At 74.3% G+C, this 15563-nt stretch carries 15 protein-coding genes; 8 read left to right on the top strand and 7 right to left on the bottom strand.

Annotation, left to right across the window (positions count from 1 at the left end; genetic code table 11):
* From ACPPVO_RS28635 to ACPPVO_RS28625, 3 genes are read right to left on the bottom strand one after another with little or no spacing between them, the layout of a single operon-like run.
* On the bottom strand, nucleotides 1-336 hold the full coding sequence (locus tag ACPPVO_RS28635; protein WP_426514243.1) for a HAMP domain-containing protein: 336 nt from the start codon (nucleotides 334-336) through the stop codon (nucleotides 1-3).
* The gene (locus ACPPVO_RS28630) at nucleotides 321-980 is read right to left on the bottom strand and encodes a hypothetical protein (RefSeq protein ID WP_426514242.1); all 660 of its coding nucleotides are present in this window, start codon (nucleotides 978-980) and stop codon (nucleotides 321-323) included. The genes ACPPVO_RS28635 and ACPPVO_RS28630 overlap by 16 nt, the downstream gene beginning before the upstream one ends.
* Nucleotides 981-985: 5 nt before the next feature.
* Nucleotides 986-1564 carry an adenylate kinase gene (locus ACPPVO_RS28625; protein WP_426514241.1) on the bottom strand — a complete coding sequence of 193 codons (579 nt, stop codon included), beginning with the start codon at nucleotides 1562-1564 and terminating at the stop codon, nucleotides 986-988.
* A gap of 138 nt (nucleotides 1565-1702) precedes the next feature.
* On the opposite strand from ACPPVO_RS28625, the gene ACPPVO_RS28620 reads away from it, so the two are divergent.
* The 3 genes from ACPPVO_RS28620 to ACPPVO_RS28610 all read left to right on the top strand — a co-directional run bounded on the left by ACPPVO_RS28620 (nucleotide 1703) and on the right by ACPPVO_RS28610 (nucleotide 6372).
* On the top strand, nucleotides 1703-2278 hold the full coding sequence (locus tag ACPPVO_RS28620; protein WP_426514240.1) for a carboxymuconolactone decarboxylase family protein: 576 nt from the start codon (nucleotides 1703-1705) through the stop codon (nucleotides 2276-2278).
* Between the two features lie 4 nt (nucleotides 2279-2282).
* Nucleotides 2283-4859, top strand: a complete 2577-nt coding sequence (locus tag ACPPVO_RS28615; protein ID WP_426514239.1) for an AAA family ATPase — start codon at nucleotides 2283-2285, stop codon at nucleotides 4857-4859.
* Nucleotides 4860-5034: 175 nt separating this feature from the next.
* Nucleotides 5035-6372, top strand: a complete 1338-nt coding sequence (locus tag ACPPVO_RS28610) for a carbohydrate-binding protein (RefSeq protein WP_426514238.1) — start codon at nucleotides 5035-5037, stop codon at nucleotides 6370-6372.
* A gap of 234 nt (nucleotides 6373-6606) precedes the next feature.
* On the opposite strand, the gene ACPPVO_RS28605 is transcribed toward ACPPVO_RS28610, so the two are convergent.
* Genes ACPPVO_RS28605 through aceA form a run of 4 tightly spaced genes read right to left on the bottom strand, consistent with a single transcriptional unit; the run spans nucleotide 6607 to nucleotide 11006 of the window.
* Nucleotides 6607-7173 carry a hypothetical protein gene (locus tag ACPPVO_RS28605; protein WP_426514237.1) on the bottom strand — a complete coding sequence of 189 codons (567 nt, stop codon included), beginning with the start codon at nucleotides 7171-7173 and terminating at the stop codon, nucleotides 6607-6609.
* Between the two features lie 32 nt (nucleotides 7174-7205).
* On the bottom strand, nucleotides 7206-8135 hold the full coding sequence (locus tag ACPPVO_RS28600; protein WP_426514236.1) for an NAD(P)H-binding protein: 930 nt from the start codon (nucleotides 8133-8135) through the stop codon (nucleotides 7206-7208).
* 19 nt (nucleotides 8136-8154) lie between these two features.
* Nucleotides 8155-9741: a malate synthase A gene (gene aceB / locus ACPPVO_RS28595; RefSeq protein WP_426514235.1), complete on the bottom strand. Its 1587-nt coding sequence runs from the start codon at nucleotides 9739-9741 to the stop codon at nucleotides 8155-8157.
* Entirely contained in the window at nucleotides 9738-11006 is a 1269-nt protein-coding gene (aceA, locus tag ACPPVO_RS28590) for an isocitrate lyase (protein ID WP_360370973.1), read from the bottom strand. Before aceA ends, aceB begins: the two co-directional genes overlap by 4 nt.
* Before the next feature lie 153 nt (nucleotides 11007-11159).
* On the opposite strand from aceA, the gene ACPPVO_RS28585 reads away from it, so the two are divergent.
* The 5 genes from ACPPVO_RS28585 (at nucleotide 11160) to ACPPVO_RS28565 (ending at nucleotide 15537) form a co-directional block, all read left to right on the top strand.
* Nucleotides 11160-12542, top strand: coding sequence for a short-chain fatty acyl-CoA regulator family protein (locus ACPPVO_RS28585; protein WP_426514234.1), 1383 nt, complete (start codon nucleotides 11160-11162; stop codon nucleotides 12540-12542).
* A 298-nt stretch (nucleotides 12543-12840) separates the two neighbouring features.
* Nucleotides 12841-13602: a hypothetical protein gene (locus ACPPVO_RS28580; RefSeq protein ID WP_426514233.1), complete on the top strand. Its 762-nt coding sequence runs from the start codon at nucleotides 12841-12843 to the stop codon at nucleotides 13600-13602.
* Nucleotides 13587-14045, top strand: a complete 459-nt coding sequence (locus tag ACPPVO_RS28575; protein WP_426514232.1) for a hypothetical protein — start codon at nucleotides 13587-13589, stop codon at nucleotides 14043-14045. Before ACPPVO_RS28580 ends, ACPPVO_RS28575 begins: the two co-directional genes overlap by 16 nt.
* Nucleotides 14032-14838 carry a hypothetical protein gene (locus tag ACPPVO_RS28570; protein ID WP_426514231.1) on the top strand — a complete coding sequence of 269 codons (807 nt, stop codon included), beginning with the start codon at nucleotides 14032-14034 and terminating at the stop codon, nucleotides 14836-14838. The genes ACPPVO_RS28575 and ACPPVO_RS28570 overlap by 14 nt, the downstream gene beginning before the upstream one ends.
* A gap of 9 nt (nucleotides 14839-14847) precedes the next feature.
* Nucleotides 14848-15537 (top strand): hypothetical protein, encoded by a 690-nt coding sequence (locus tag ACPPVO_RS28565; protein WP_426514230.1) that lies wholly within the window; start codon nucleotides 14848-14850, stop codon nucleotides 15535-15537.
* Nucleotides 15538-15563 lie beyond the last annotated feature (26 nt).

Genomic DNA, 15563 nt, shown 5'->3' with positions numbered 1-15563 from the left:
TCACACGCGCTTGAAGCGCCCCACGAGCTGCTGCAGCTCCGTCGACAGGCCCGACAGCTCGCCGCCGGCCCGGCGGCCCGCCTCCACGCTGCGGCTGGTCTGCCGCACGCTGGCGGTGGCCCGGTCCACGGCGCCGGCCATGGTGCCGATCTCGTCGCGGCCGCCGACGGCCACGGTGCGCGACAGGTCGCCCTCGGCCATCGCGTCCATGGCCACGACGACCGGGCGCAGCCGGTTGGTGATGGAGGCGGCGGATCCGCCCGATGCTGTCGTCCATGCTCTGCATGCGCGCGAGCGCGAGCAGACCGGCAACTCAAGCGCTACCGGGCGAAACACTTTGCTCCCGTTCCTCCTCGGCGAGCGCGGCGAGGAGCCGGGTGTGCTCGGCCGCGGTACCGATCGCGGCGCGATGCTCGGGATGGTCGCGGTAGTGCCCGGATCGCCCGCTCGATGAAGGCCGGGTCGACGGCCCGCAGGAACGCCCGGCCTTCCACCCGGCCGGCCCGGATCTTCTCCCAGGGCGCGCGGTCGGCCGGGGAGGCGAAGGCGTGCACGGTGACGCCGCCGGGGTCGAGCACGACCGTGTATTGCCAGCACCGCACCGCGGCGAGCACTCCGACCACGCCCAGCGTGCCGAACCCCACGATCGCCGGCGTGTCGGCCCCGAGCCGCAGCACGTGGACGTGCCGGACGACCACCGGGATCAGGGCGAACGTCGCGAGGGCGAGGGCCTGGACCGTGGCCCGCAGGGCCGGGGAGGACGGCGCCACGAACCGGCCCGGCCGAACCACGAACTCCCGCCGATGCCCGCCCAGGACGACCTGGGGCAGAGCGGTTCCGACGGCGGTGGCGACCGCGGCGGCGACGGTGAGCGCAAGGCCGTTCCACCCGGTGTGCGGCTCGTCGGCGAGCAGGCGCAGGGACAGCGCGGCGAAGTACGAGGCCGCCGAGCACACCGTCACCACCAGCATGCGGGCCATGGACGTCAGCGCGCCGAGCGGGCTTCCAGCTCCGCGAGCACGTCGGCGCTGACCTCCTCGACCGGGCGCATCGCGTCGACGGTCAGCAGGATGCCGCGCCGGGCGTAGAAGGCCAGGACCGGCTGGGTGACCTCGCGGTAGAGCTTGAGGCGCTGGCGGATCACGGGCTCGGTGTCGTCGGTGCGGTGCTCGATCTCGGCCCGCTTGAGCAGGCGGCGCAGCAGCTCGTCGTCGTCGGCCCGCAGGTGCAGGGCGACCTCGGCGGTCATGCCGAGGGCGTAGGCCACCCGGTACGCCGCCAGGGCCTGCGACATCGTGCGCGGGATGCCGTCCAGGACGTAGCCGCCGCCGTTCGCGCGGGCCTCGGTCAGGCCCTGGCGCAGCAGGTCGAGGACGACGTCGTCGGGGACCAGTTCGCCGCGGGCCAGCAGCGGCTGGACCCGGCGGCCGAGTTCGGTGCCCTCGGCCACGTTGCGGCGCAACAGGTCGCCTATGGCCACGCGCGGGATGTCGAAGTGCTCGGCGATCACGGCACCCTGAGTGCCCTTGCCCGCGCCTGGTGGCGCCACCATCAACACCTGCACGCGCAGAACACTAACGCAGTTCACTGCTCCGGCAAGGCGCGACGTCGGCGCGGTACGGACGCGCCAGAAGACCGTAAGAATCGCAACATGGGTGACTTCGCCCATGCGGGGGCGCCGCCGCGGGCCTAACGTGCGGGCATGTCCTTCCTGTCCGACCCGCCCGAGACCGACCCCGGCGTCGAAAGCCTCTACGCCGCCGACCGCGAACGGCTCGGCTACGTCGCCAACTACACCCGGGCCCTCGCCTGGCGCCCGGCGGCCGTCGCCGCGTGGGCGGCCCTCAACGGCGCCGTCAAGTCCACGATGGACCTGCGCCGCTACGAGCTGGCCACCCTCGCGGCCGCGCGCCGCCTCGGCTCGCGGTACTGCAGGCTCGCCCACGGCGCCGTCCTGCGCGACCGCTTCTACGACGCCGAAACCGTGGCCCGCATCGCCACCGACCACGCCGATGCGGGCCTGTCCCCGGCCGACGCCGCGGTGATGGACTTCGCCGAGCGGGTCGCGGCCGACCCCAACGGCATCACCGCCGCGGAGGTCGACGTGCTGCGCGGGCACGGCCTGAGCGACGCGGAGATCCTCGACGTGGCCCTGACCGCGGCCGCGCGCTGCTTCTTCAGCACCGTGATCGCGGCGGTCGGGGCGCGCCCGGACGCGGCGTTCGAGACCGCGCTGGAGCCCGAGCTGCGGCGGGCGCTGACGGGGTCTTTAGATTGATGGGGTGCACATCATCGGGCGCGACTGCGAGCTGACCGTCCTGCACGAAGCCTGGCGGGCCGCCGCGGCCCGCCCGGGCGTGGTCCTCGTCGAGGGCGGCGCCGGCATCGGCAAGACCGCGCTCGTGACCGCGTTCGCCGCGACCGTCGACGCGGACGTGCTGGTCGGGGAGGCGCCGTCGATCGGCGGCGACGCCCAGCCCTACGCGCCGTTCCTGGCCGCGCTCGGCGCCGCCGACCCGGCGAAGGCCGAGCGCGCCGCCGACCCGGCGAAGGCCGAACGCGCCGCCCACCCGGCGAAGGCCGAACGCGCCGCCCACCCGGCGAAGGCCGAACGCGCCGCCGACCCGGTGAAGGCCGAGCTCGTCGCCCGGATCGAGGCGGCCGCGCCGGTGGTGCTCGTGCTCGAGGACCTGGACCGGGCCGACCAGGCCAGCCGCGAGCTCCTCGGCTGCCTCGCGGCGATGCTGAACCGGCCGGGCGTGCTGGTCGTGGCCACGTACGGCGCCGAACGCGTCACGCCCGGCGCGCTGGCCGGCGACGTGCCCGGCGCCGAACGTGTCACGCTCGGCCCGCTCGCCGACGACGCCGCGGCCCAGCTGCTGGGGCGCGCGGACGCCGCCCTGATCCGGCAGGCCCAGGGCAACCCGCTGCTGCTCCTGGCGCTGGCGGCCCACCCGGACGCCGACCCGCTGCTGGCCCCGTTCCGCGCGCTGCCGCCCGAGAGCCGCGCCGCGGTAAGGGTCGCCGCCGTCCTCGGCCGCGACGTCGACCGGAGCCTCCTGCAGAAGATCACCGGGCCCCCGGACGAGCCCCTGGCCCCGGCCGTCGAGGCGGGCCTGCTGCTCGCGCGCGCGGGCGGGTACCGCTTCCGGCACGACCTGATCCGCGCCGCCGTCCTCGACGACCTGCGCCCCGCCGAGCGCGCCCGCCTGCACCGCCTCGCCGCCGGCGCGATCACCCTCGGGTTCCGCCCGGCCACCGCCGCGCTCGTCGAGCTGGCCGAGCACTGGCACGCGGCCGGCGACGCCGACCGTGCCTTCGACGCCGCCTGGCGCGCCGCCGCCGTGGCCCGTTCCGCCCACGGGGGCCGGCTGCGGATGCTCGAGCGGGTCGCGGCCACCTGGGAGCGCGTCTTCGACCCGGAGTTCCGCACCCGCACCGACCGGGTCGCGGTGCTCATGGCCGCCGCCGTCGCCGCATCGCACGCCGGGGCGCTGGAGCGCGGCCTGGCCCTGACCGCCGAGGCGCTGGCGAACACCCGCGACCCGGCCCGCACCGCGCTGCTGCTGGAGACCCGGAGCCTGCTGCGGTACCGCGGCGGCGACGACGGCATCGAGGACCTCCGCGCCGCCCTGGCCCTGCAGCCCCGCAACCACCGCATCCGGGCCACCCTGGCCAGCCGGCTCGAGGCGCTGTCGCGCTCCCCCGAGGCCTACGCCCTCGCCGAGGACGCGGCGGCCGACCGCGACCCGGCCGTGCGCGCCCTCGCCCTCGTCACCCTCGCGGCCGAGGCCGCCGACCCCGGCTCGGGCGCCGACCCGCAGACCAGCGGCTCGCGCATCGCCGTCGCCCGGGCCCGGGAGGCGGTCGCGCTGGCCCGCGAGGGCGGCGACGACGACACCGAGCTGCTCGCGCGGGTCATGGAGGCGAGCGCGCTCGAGGCCGCCGGCGAGTCCCGGGCCGCGGCCGAGGCGGCCGAGGCGGGGCTGGCGACCGCGCGGCGGGGCGGGCTCCGGCCGGTCCGGGGCCCCATGCTCGCGGCCGCGCTCACCGCGTCGCTCACCGCGCTCGGCGAGTGGCCGCGGGCCCGCGCGGTCGCCGGGGAGGCGCTCGCGCTGGAGCCGCCGCCGTTGTACCGCGCGGTGCTCACCATCGCCGCCGGCCGCCTCGACGCGCTCACCGGCGACCGCGAGCGCGCCGCGGCCGCCGTGCGCACGGCCGAGACGCTGCTGGGCGAGCGCTACACCGGCCGGCAGTTCCTGATTCCGCTGTGGGAGCTGCACACGCTGCTCGGCGCGGGCGCGCCGCTGGACGACCGGCAGCTGCCGTCCCACCCGGCCCTCGCCTGGTCGCTGCTGCTGGCCCTGCCCGAGCCCGACCGGCGCTTCGCCCAGCGGCTGCCGGTCAACGGCCCCGTCCAGCGGGCCGCGAGCCTCACCGTGGCCCGGCGCTGGGACGAGGCGATCGCCGCGTGGCGGGCCGCCGGGCACCCGTATCGCGTGGCCCAGACCCTGGTGCGGGCCGGGCGGGCCGCCCGCGACAAGTCCACGGCGGTGGCCTGGGCCCGCGAGGCCGGCGCGATCGCGCACCGGCTCGGCGCCCGGCCGCTGGCCGAGGAGGCGTCGGCGCTGCAGAAGAGCGGCCGCCTGGAGCCGGGCGCCGCGCGCCTCACCGACCGCGAGCAGGAGGTGCTGCGGCTCATGGCCGCGGGGCGCACCAACCGGCAGATCGCCGAGGGCCTGTCCATCGCCGTCAAGACGGCCGGGGTGCACGTCACGAACATCCTGGCCAAGCTCGGCGTGAACTCGCGCACCGACGCCGCCGCGGTCGCCCGCCGCCGGGGCCTGCTCGGCTCGTAGCCTTCTGCACACCCTCTTGCCGAAAACGTTTTCGGCGCTCACAGTGTACTCCAGCGCATAGACAGTCGGCGATCCCGCTCTGTGCGTCCCGGGCCCCGCCATGCCCGTCACCACCCCTGCCGGGCCGCTGGCGCGTGCGCCGGGGCCGGCCGGGTGCGCACTGGAGGTACACGAAATGCATCGAAAATTTGCGGCGGCGCTGGCCGTCGCGACCGCCCTCACCACCGCGCTGGTCGCGGCCCCGGCGGCGTCCGCCGCCGACTCCGGATCGCTGGCCCGGCCGACGGCGGACGGCGGCGGCCTCGCCCCGATCCGCGGCACGGTCCCGGGCCTGACCGGCGCCGCGGCCCGCGCGGCCGGCGGCGCGGCCCTCGAACGCTTCGCGCAGGCCCGGCAGCCGGACCGGGCCCCGGCCCAGCCGGCGGTCCAGGCCGCGCAGCTGCACACCGACTGGGGCGTCAACCTGCCGAGCGCGACGACGCAGGGCATCCACGCCACGCAGAGCGTGCTGGACTCCGCGCCGACCACGACGGCCGGCGGGGATTACGTGTACGCGCCGACCGCCCTGCCCGGCGGCGGCGCGTGCATCGAGCTGACCACCGCGTACACGCCGAGCGGCCCGGACCTGTGGGCGTGGGACTGGTGCGGCGGCCGCGACGGCGTCGGCAAGCTCACCCCGATGGACGCGAACTTCCTGAACACGTACACGACCACGGTCAACGGCCGGCGCGCCTACAGCATGGACGAGCACAGGACGTCGACGACGAGCAATACGTGGACGGTGTACCTCTACAACTACGTCACCCACGCCTGGGACACGTACTTCACCAGCTCCGGCGTGTACGACCTGCCGCAGTTCAACTTCGGCTGGAACATGTTCGAGATCTACACCTCGGTCAACCCGGCCACCGGCGCCGGGTACTACTGCCAGACCTTCAACGGCCGCGGCTTCGAGAGCAGCGGCGTGCAGGTCTACTCGGGCGGCGCCTGGGTCGCGGCCACGGCGTCGAACACCTCGGCCCCGCGCACCATCCCGCCCGGCAGCGCCTACGACTGCCCGGCGCTGACGTTCACGATGGTCAACGCCAACGACCACTGGCTCGCCCAGATCGGCGGCGGCACGCAACCGACGGGCGGCTCCTACGAGGCCGAGTCGTCGGCCAACACCCTGGCCGGCCAGGCGGCCGTGCGCTCGTCGATCGGGGCCTCCGGCGGCGCGGTCGTCGGCTACGTCGGCAACGGCACGGCGAACCTGCTGCGGTTCAACAACGTCACCGCGGCCGCGGCCGGCAGCCGGACCGTGCGCCTGTACTACGCCTCGGGCGCGGCCCGCTCGGTGACGCTCACCGTCAACGGCGCCGCGGGCCCGACCGTGAGCACGCCCTCCACCGGCGGCTGGGACACGGTCGGCTCGGTCACCGCGACCGTGAACCTGCAGGCCGGGCCCAACACCATCCAGTTCGGCAACGCCACCGGCTGGGCCCCCGACATCGACCGGATCGTCGTGTCCTGACCGCGAGGGCAGCATCAGCGTCCTGCTCACCACGGACCGGGGCCTGTCCGCGATCCGCATCGACTACTTCGACCTGAGCGCGGAACGCGGCTACCGCGCCGAGGCCTTCGAGCTCGCGGCCGGCGACGCGCCCGGCGTGCACGGCTCGACGGAGCGCCGCCTCGCCGCGGACATCGAGGCCCGCGGCGGCGTGCAGGGCCGTTCGTGGACCCTGCGCGCCGGCGACGGCTGACGTCACAGCTTGGCGAGCTTGTCCAGGTCGAGCGAGGAGATGAACGCCTCCACGTCGGGGCCCTTGAACGTCTCGTCGAAGCCGACCCACACGTCCACGAACACGGTGACGTGGCCGGCGGTCACGACGCGCACCGGGCTCGTGGGGTCGTCGAACACGGCCAGCGGGTACCCCTTGAGCTTGCCCTTGGGGGTCAGAAAGCACCACCCGTAGGACTTGTTGTTGCTCTGCGCCGCCGGGATCCGGCAGTCGAGGAGCCGTACCGTGAGGTAGCCCTTCTTGCTCTTGTCCAGGTAGTTGACGAACTCGTTGCCCTCGTCGCCGGCCAGGGGCTCGGTCCACGCCCCGCCCGCCGGGGCGCCCTTCGGCACGGGCATGGCGAACGCGAACGCCTGCAGGTCCGCCTGCTTGACGATGTCCGCGGGCGCGGCTCCGGGTGCGATGGACGAGGCGACGGGTGCGGCGGACGACGGTGCGGGCGCGGCGGGGTCCGGGTGCACGGCGGGTTCGGAGCATCCGGCGGCGAGGACCGCGGTGGCGAACAGGACGGCGACGGTACGACGGAGCATGTATTTCTCCTGCGCTGATCTTTGACTGGTTGTCAGAGATCCGGTGTGACATTCCGTTCCATGAACGTTTCGCGGATCGCGGTGTCCAGTTCCCGACCGCTCGGCGGATCGACGAACAGCTCGGCCAGCAGGAGACCGGCCGCGTACGACGCGTTGATGCCCGACTCCTTGCCGGTCAGGGACTGCAGCGCGCCGCCGAGCCGCGTGGCCGCGCGCAGGAGCCCGCCGGGCAGCCGCCGCACCGGTCGCGGGTGCCCGGCGGCCGCGGCGATGCGGGCGAGCATGTCCCGCCAGGCGAGGTTCTCGTCGGCCACCGGGAGGTCCTCGCCGGAGCCGCGCTCGAGGGCGTCGGCGGTGGTCTCGGCCACGCTGCGGACCGAGACGGCGGCCGTGCCGCCGGGCGGGGCCAGCATCGGCGCCCGGCCACGGGCCCAGCGGGCCAGCGGCGGCGCCCAGTTCGGGAGCCGGTCGCCGGCGCGGCCGAAGACGAACGGCAGCTCGACGACGGCGACGGGCAGCGCGGGCCCGGCGGCGGCGCGCGCCTCGGCGGCCTGCTCGACCCGGCAGCGGATGTACACGTGCCGCTCCGGCAGCCGCCACTCGGGGTGGAGGCGGTGGAAGTGGGTGTAGTACGAGCCCATGACCACGCCGCGGGTCAGCCCCGCCGCCCGGGCCGCGGTGAAGAGGCGCACGATCGGCTCGACCATCTCGCCGCGCAGCGCCGGGTGGATCGGCCGGGGCCGCGAGCGCTCCTCCTCGCTGCGGCCGGCGTGCACGACGCCGTCGTGGCCGTCCAGCAGCGCCCGCAGCTCGTCCGGCGTCGCCGCGCCCAGGTCGACGGCGTGGTCGACGCCGGGCGCGGCGGTGCGCGCGAGCGAGGTCACGCCGTGCCCCCGCTCGCGCAGCACCTGCACAACATGAGCTCCGATGAGGCCGCTACCGCCGACCACGAGAATTCGCACGCGGCCGATTCTCGGTGATCTATGCCGACGGTGCCAAGTGGGTGTACGCGTCAGTGGTGAAGAACGGCGGCAGGTACTCCCCGAGCGCGCCCCGCTCCACGATCCCGGCCGCGGCGACGGCGCGCTCGAGCCCGGTACCGGTGCGGCCGTCGGTCAGGGCGGCCAGCTCCTCGGCGAGCAGGGCGCGCACCGTCTCCCCGGTCACCGTGCCGCCGCCCGCGAGCGGCGTGTGGTGGTGCAGCCACTGCCACACCTGGCAGCGGGCGATCTCGGCGGTGGCCGCGTCCTCCATGAGGTTCGACAGCGCCACCGCGCCCGTGCCGCCGAGCCAGGCGTCGATGTACCGCAGCGCCACCGAGATGTTCGCGCGCAGCCCCTCGGCGGTCACCTGGCCCGGCGTCTTGTCGACCGCGAGCAGGTCCGTGGCGGTGACGTCGACGTCGTCGCGGAGCCGGTCGAGCTGGTTCGGCCGGTCGCCCAGCACCGGGTCGAACGCCGCGCGGCAGGTCTCCACCAGGCCCGGGTGCGCGACCCACGAGCCGTCGAAGCCGTCGCCGGCCTCCCGCTGCTTGTCGGCCCGGACCTTGTCGAACGCGGTCGCGTTGGCGGCCGCGTCCCGGCTCGGGATGAACGCGGCCATGCCGCCGATCGCGTGGGCGCCGCGTTTGTGGCAGGTGCGCACGAGCAGCTCGGTGTAGGCCCGCATGAACGGCACCGTCATCGTGACCTCGGCGCGGTCGGGCAGGACGAAGTCCGACCACTGGCCGAAGTTCTTGATGATGCTGAAGATGTAGTCCCACCGGCCCGCGTTCAGGCCCGCCGAGTGCTCCCGCAGCTCGTAGAGGATCTCCTCCATCTCGAACGCGGCGGTGATGGTCTCGATGAGCGTCGTGGCCCGGATGGTGCCCGGCGGCAGGCCCAGGTACTCCTGCGCGAAGACGAACACGTCGTTCCAGAGCCGCGCCTCGCGGTGGTCCTCGAGCTTGGGCAGGTAGAAGTACGGCCCGGAACCGGCGTCGAGCTGGCGCCAGGCGCAGTGGTACAGGAACAACCCGAAGTCGACGAGGCTGGCGGAGATCGGGCGGCCGTCCACCACGATCCACTTCTCGACCAGGTGCCAGCCGCGGGGCCGCACGACGATCGTGGCGATCTCGTCGCCGAGCGCGTACCGCTTGCCGCGCTCGTCGGTGAAGTCGAGGTTGCGGTCCAGCGCGTCGATGAGGTTGAGCTGCCCGCCGATGACGTTGTCCCACGTCGGCGCGGTCGCGTCCTCGAAGTCGGCCAGCCACACCTTGGCCCCGGAGTTGAGCGCGTTGACGGTCATCTTGCGCTCGGGCGGCCCGGTGATCTCCACCCGGCGGTCCTCCAGCCCGGGGGCCGGCGGCGCGACCCGCCACGACGGGTCGTCGCGGACCCCGGCGGTCTCGGGCCGGAACTCGGGCAGCTGGCCGGCGGCGAAGCGGGCCCGGCGGGCGCGGCGGGTGTCCAGCAGCGCGACGCGGCGGGCGGCGAAGCGGTCGTCGAGGGCGACGAGGAACTCCAGGGCACCGGGCGTGAGGACCTCGTCGTAGCGGGCCGCCAGCACGCCATTGATCTTGTACCTCACGCGAACTGCTCCTGTTCCGTCGAGCCGTGCAGCGCCGTGGTCTCGCCGGCCGGGTTGAGCACGGTGCTGATCAGGTCGAAGTAGCCGGTGCCGACCTCGCGCTGGTGCTTCACCGCGGTGTAGCCGTGCGCCTCGGCCGCGAACTCGCGCTCCTGCAGCGCCACGTAGGCGGTCATGCCCTCGCTGGCGTACCCGCGCGCCAGGTCGAACATCGAGTAGTTCAGCGCGTGGAAGCCGGCCAGGGTGATGAACTGGAACTTGTACCCCATGTGGCCGAGCTCGCGCTGGAACTTCGCGATCGTGGCGTCGTCGAGGTGCTTGCGCCAGTTGAACGACGGCGAGCAGTTGTAGGCCAGCATCTGGTCCGGGTACTCGCGCTTGACGGCCTCGGCGAAGCGCCGCGCGACCTCGAGGTCGGGCGTGCTGGTCTCCATCCACAGCAGGTCGCTGTACGGCGCGTAGGCGATCCCGCGGGCGATGCACGCGTCGACGCCGTTGCCGAAGCGGTAGAAGCCCTCGGCGGTGCGCTCGCCGGTGACGAACGGCGCGTCGCGCTCGTCGATGTCGGTGGTCAGCAGCGTCGCCGCCTGCGCGTCGGTGCGCGCCACGATCAGCGACGGCACCCCGGCGACGTCGGCGGCCAGGCGGGCGGCCTGCAGCGTGCGGATGTGCTGGCCGGTCGGGATGAGCACCTTGCCGCCGAGGTGGCCGCACTTCTTCTCGGACGCGAGCTGGTCCTCCCAGTGCACGCCGGCCGCGCCCGCGACGATCATGCCGGTCATCAGCTCGTACGCGTTGAGGACCCCGCCGAAGCCGGCCTCCGCGTCCGCGACGATCGGGGCGAGCCACTCGGTGCCGGTGTCGCCCTCGGCCGTGGTGATCTGGGCCGCGCGCAGCAGCGCGTTGTTGATCCGCCGCACGACCGCCGGCACCGAGTTCGCCGGGTAGAGGCTCTGGTCGGGGTACGTGTGGCCGGAGAGGTTGGCGTCCGCGGCGACCTGCCAGCCCGACAGGTAGATGGCCTTCAGGCCGGCCCGGACCATCTGCACGGCCTGGTTGCCGGTGAGCGCGCCGAGGGCGTGGACGTAGTCCTCGTCGTGCAGCAGCGACCACAGCCGCTCGGCGCCGCGCCGGGCGAGGGTGTGCTCCTCCTGGATCGCGCCGCGCAGCCGCACCACGTCCGCCGCGTCGTAGTCGCGCCGCACCCCCTGCCAGCGGGGGTCGGTGTCCCATTCCTGCCGCAACTGATCGATCGCGTCGCTCATCGTTTGCTCCCTTGTGTGCCGTGCCTCTCCGTTCACAGTCACACGGGGCAAACGGGCCGGTCGAGGGGCGGAAAAAGCCAAGTCTTGCCAATTTTCCGGGCGACTTTGCTAACTTGCGAAAACACAATTTGACATCGGTGCTATTTCTTGAGGATGGCAAAGGTGTTCGCGGGCGCCCGGCTCCGGCGGCTGCGCGAGGAGCACGGGCTCAGCCAGACCGACGTCGCCCGGCATCTGGCCATCTCGCCGAGCTACCTCAACCAGATCGAGCACGACGTGCGGCCGCTGACCGCGCCGGTGCTCATCCGCGCCACCGAGCTCTTCGGCGTCGACCCGGCCGTGTTCGTGCCGCACGAGACCCCGCAGCTCGTCTCCGGGCTGCGCGAGGCGCTGGCCGGCACCGGCAGCATCGCCGACCTCAGCGAGCTCGCCACCCGGCTGCCGGAGCTGGCCGAGTCGATAATCGACCTCCATCGGCGGTACCGTCAGGTCTCCGACCAGCTCACCGAGCTCGTCGGCGACCGCGGCCAGCTCGGGCGAAGCCCGCACGACCAGGTGACCGAGTTCTTCTACCGCCGCCAGAACTACGTGCCCCAGCTCGACGAGGCGGCCGAGGCCCTGGCCGCGCGGATGGGCCTGCGCCGCGGCGAGGTGCGCCCGGCCCTGCGCGACCGGCTGGCCGAGCGGCACGGGGTGCGCATCATGCGCGACGACACGCTCGGCGGGGACCTGCACCGGTACCGGCCGCAGACCCAGACCCTGCACCTCGCGGCCGCGCTGCGGGCCGGGCAGGAGGCGATGCGCATGGCGGCGCAGCTCGCGCTGATGGAGTACGCCGACGTCATCGACGAGATCGTCGAGGAGGAGCACTTCGAGGACGTCCAGACCCAGATCCTGACCCGGGTCGGGCTCGCCAACTACTTCGCGGCCGCGCTGATCCTGCCCTACGAGCAGTTCCTGAGCGCCGCCGAGCTGCGCCGCTACGACATCGACCTGCTCGCCGAGCACTTCGCGATGGGCTGGGAGACGGTCTGCCACCGCCTGAGCACCCTGCAGCGCCCGCGGTCCCGCGGCGTGCCGTTCTCCTTCGTGCGCGTCGACCGCGCCGGCAACATGTCCAAGCGCCAGTCCGCGACCGGCTTCCCGTTCTCCCGCACCGGCGGCACCTGTCCACTGTGGAACGTCTACGAGGCCTTCAGCTCCCCGGGCCGCCCGGTCATCCAGGTCGCGGCGATGCCGGACGGGCAGCGGTACCTGTGGATCGCCCGCACCATCACCCGCCACCACGGCGGCTACGGCCAGCCCGGGAAGGTGTACGCGATAGGCCTGGGCTGCGAGATCCGGCACGCCTCGCGCCTGGTGTACTCGACCGGCATGGACCTGACCGACGCCACCGCCGCGATGCCGATCGGCCCGGGCTGCAAGACCTGCGAGCGCGCGACGTGCCCGCAGCGCGCGGCCCCGCCGATCAGCCGCCAGCTGGACCTCGACGAGAACCGCAGCACGTTCGTGCCGTACCCGCTGAAGGGCCGCTGACCGGCTTTCGTGCCGGACCGGCGGCCGGTCCGGGTTCTGTGCCGCGCCGGCCGGCGGTCCCGGGTTCTGTGCCGCGCCGGCCGGCGGTCCCGGGTTCTGTGCCGCGCCGGCCGGCGGTCCTGGGTTCTGTGCCGCGCCGGCCGGCGGTCCGGGTTCTGTGCCGCGCCGGCCGGCGGTCCGGGTTCTGTGCCGCGCCGGCGGCCGGTCCCCGCGCCGTACCCGCTGATCGGTCTTCGTGACGGCGCCGTGACGGGCGGCCCGGAGGATGGCGCCCGTTGGACGACGGCGGGAGGGCGGCATGGCCGGATATCCGAATGTCCCGGTCGAGCACGAGCTCGCGTGGGCCGTGGCACCCGAGGTGTATCTCGACGAGGCCTGGCTCGGCGCCGAGTCGCCCGAGGACGTGGCGCAGTGGCTCGGCAACATCGCCAGCGGCGCGGCGACCGGGGCGGCGACCGGGATGGCCGCCGGACCCTGGGGCGCACTGGTCGGCGGCCTCGTCGGCGGCGGTCTCGGTGCCCTGCAGACCGCGCTCGCGCCGCCCGCTCCGGCGCCCCCGCCCCGGCAGGCGCCCGCAGCACGGATCGCCGGCCCCGTACCGGCCCCGGCGCGACCGCCGGACGCGCGCCTTCCGGCCCCCGTGGCATCGTTCCCGGCCCCGGCCGCCGCTGCGGCCCCAGCTACGGCCGTCGCTGCGGCCCCGGCTACGGCCGTCGCTGCGGCCCCGGCTACGGCCACGCCCCCGGGTTCAGCCGTCCGCCCGGCCGCGGATGGCGCGGCCACCCAGCTCGCGAAGTTGCTGCCCGTCGCCGTGCAGGCGCTGACGCAGCTCAGCCAGGCGCTCCAGGCGCAGGGCACGGCACCGCCGGCGCCCTCGATGCTGACGTCGCCGCCGGCGGCGACGAGGGCACCGGGCGAGGCGGACGACGAGGCAGTCGCGGAAACGGACGACGAGGCCGGGGCCGAGGCGGAACCCGAGCCGGGCGAAGCGGCGCTCGAGAACGTCCTCGAGGACGAGGCCTGGACCGACGGTGAGGACGAGCCGTGGACGACCAGCTGAAAGCGATGCTCGACGCCACGATGCAGCGGGCCGGCGACGATCCGCTCATGGCCATGCTCATGCAGCAGATGGCGGCAGCGCGGACGACCACCGAGGCGGACGACGAGGTGCCACAGCTGCGGAAGCGCCTGGCCCAGGCCCAGCGGATCATCGCACGGCAGCGCGCGACGGCCGACGCGGCTGACCAGATGGCCGCCTTCGTCGCGCGGGTGTTCGGGGCCTGCCCGGCCTGCTGGGGCCTCAACCGCTTCTGCTCGGTGTGCCTGGGCGACGGCGGCCCCGGCACCCGGGACCTCGACCCGCACGAACTGCTGGAGTGGGTGGGTCCGGCCCTGCGCCGGGCGGGCCTGACGACCACACCGACGACGTCCGAGGCCGCCGCGGAGCGCCCGGGCGAGACCGATCAGTACACACATCGAGGGGGAACCCGTGGCGAGGCTTGAAACGCTCGAAGACATCGACGAATGGCTCGAGAGCGACGACGAAAGCGACGACGAAGGTGACGACGAGGGCCTGCTCGACGTCGTCGGTGGCATTCTCGGCGGCCCCGCCGCCGCGATCGGCAATCTGGTTGGCGGCGTCCTCGGTGGCGGCCCGGCCCGCCCGCCGCTGCCCCGGATCCAGGCGCCGGCGCCCGGCCCGGGCGTGTCGACGGCGACGCTCAACACGCCGCAGGGCAACGCGACGCTACGGCTGCCCGAGCCGGTTGTGACCCGAACCGAGTTCGAGACCGGCATCCGGCGGCTGCAGGACGGCATCAACACCGACTCGGCCCGGATCAACACGCTGTCGAACGACCTCAACGCGCTGCGCACGCGGGTCAGCGCGGTCGTCACCGAGAACCAGCGCGACATCCGCCGCGTCCGCACCGCACTCGGCCGTCATCAGCGCGCCACCCGGGCGGCGCTGCGGCGCATGCAGCAGGAGCAGCGGCAGCAGAACATGATGAACATGGTCGTGTCGATGATGATGCAGAACCAGCTGCAGACGCAGTTCCAGAATCAGCTGGCGCAGCACACGCACGAGCTCGAGGGCAGCGGGCCCAACGCCGGCCCGACGCAGTGGCCGGCCGAGACCGATCCCCCCGTCGTGTCCGGTTCCGGCTCGGCCTCCGGCGGCATGTCCGCCATGCTGCCGATGGTCATGATGATGGGCCAGTCGGGGTCCGACGGCCAGTCCGGCGACAGCATGATGCTGCCGATGGTCATGATGATGGCCATGAACCAAGGAAGGTGACGAGCCACCATGACCTACGAATGGATGCTGCCGGTCGTCGCCCTGAACGCCATGAGCCAGCAGGCGCGCCAGCGGGCGCTGAACCCGATGATGCTGACCATGATGCCCGTGGCCCCGGCCATGCGCGGGCCCGTGGCGGCGATCGCGCTCAGCCAGCAGGCCGAGGACTCGATACGCCAGGAGCGGCAGGTCTCGGAGCAGACAGTGCGGGCGGTCGAGATCGCGGCCCGCACGCCGGGCGGGGTCTCGCAACGACACCTCGACGGTGTGCCCGCGCTGGCAGCCGTCGACCGCGCGGCGCTCAGCCGGCGCATCAACGCCACGGTGAACACCATCGTCGGCGCCACCGTGCAGCAGGTGGCCCACGAGGCGGTGGCGTTGGTGACGGCGGTCCAGCGGGACGGCGAGGGCGCCATCGACGACAAGGTCGCCGACAAGTACCCGGCGCTGGCGGCCCACTACGGCGGCAAGGAAGGCCTCCTCGAGCTGTTCCACCAGATGCAGAACCAGGCCGATCGTTCGGCGTCACCCCCCGCACGCGCGGCGCTCGCCGGGGAGGCGAAGGCCGTTGAGCCCGGGCCGGACGGCGGGGCCGAGCCGGACGGCGGGGCCGGACCCGACGGCGGGGCCCCGCGGTCTTCGCCGGCCAAGCAGGCCGCCAGGCCCCGAAAGAGCGGGGCGGACTCCTCGGAGGGCTGACCGCGAGACCCGATCCGCGAAGGGAG

Origin of the sequence: Dactylosporangium sp. McL0621 (genome assembly GCF_049995355.1) — a bacterium.
GTDB lineage: Bacteria > Actinomycetota > Actinomycetes > Mycobacteriales > Micromonosporaceae > Dactylosporangium.
This window is presented reverse-complemented; position numbering and strand designations above follow the sequence as displayed.

Bases quoted from the DNA above. Each gene is read 5' to 3' on its own strand.
- ACPPVO_RS28585 (WP_426514234.1), top strand. From the start codon at position 11,160: ATGGCAAAGGTGTTCGCGGGCGCCCGGCTCCGGCGGCTGCGCGAGGAG.
- ACPPVO_RS28580 (WP_426514233.1), top strand. From the start codon at position 12,841: ATGGCCGGATATCCGAATGTCCCGGTCGAGCACGAGCTCGCGTGGGCC.
- ACPPVO_RS28610 (WP_426514238.1), top strand. From the start codon at position 5,035: ATGCATCGAAAATTTGCGGCGGCGCTGGCCGTCGCGACCGCCCTCACC.
- aceA (WP_360370973.1), bottom strand. From the start codon at position 11,006: ATGAGCGACGCGATCGATCAGTTGCGGCAGGAATGGGACACCGACCCC.
- ACPPVO_RS28565 (WP_426514230.1), top strand. From the start codon at position 14,848: ATGACCTACGAATGGATGCTGCCGGTCGTCGCCCTGAACGCCATGAGC.
- ACPPVO_RS28620 (WP_426514240.1), top strand. From the start codon at position 1,703: ATGTCCTTCCTGTCCGACCCGCCCGAGACCGACCCCGGCGTCGAAAGC.
- ACPPVO_RS28630 (WP_426514242.1), bottom strand. From the start codon at position 980: ATGGCCCGCATGCTGGTGGTGACGGTGTGCTCGGCGGCCTCGTACTTC.
- ACPPVO_RS28605 (WP_426514237.1), bottom strand. From the start codon at position 7,173: ATGCTCCGTCGTACCGTCGCCGTCCTGTTCGCCACCGCGGTCCTCGCC.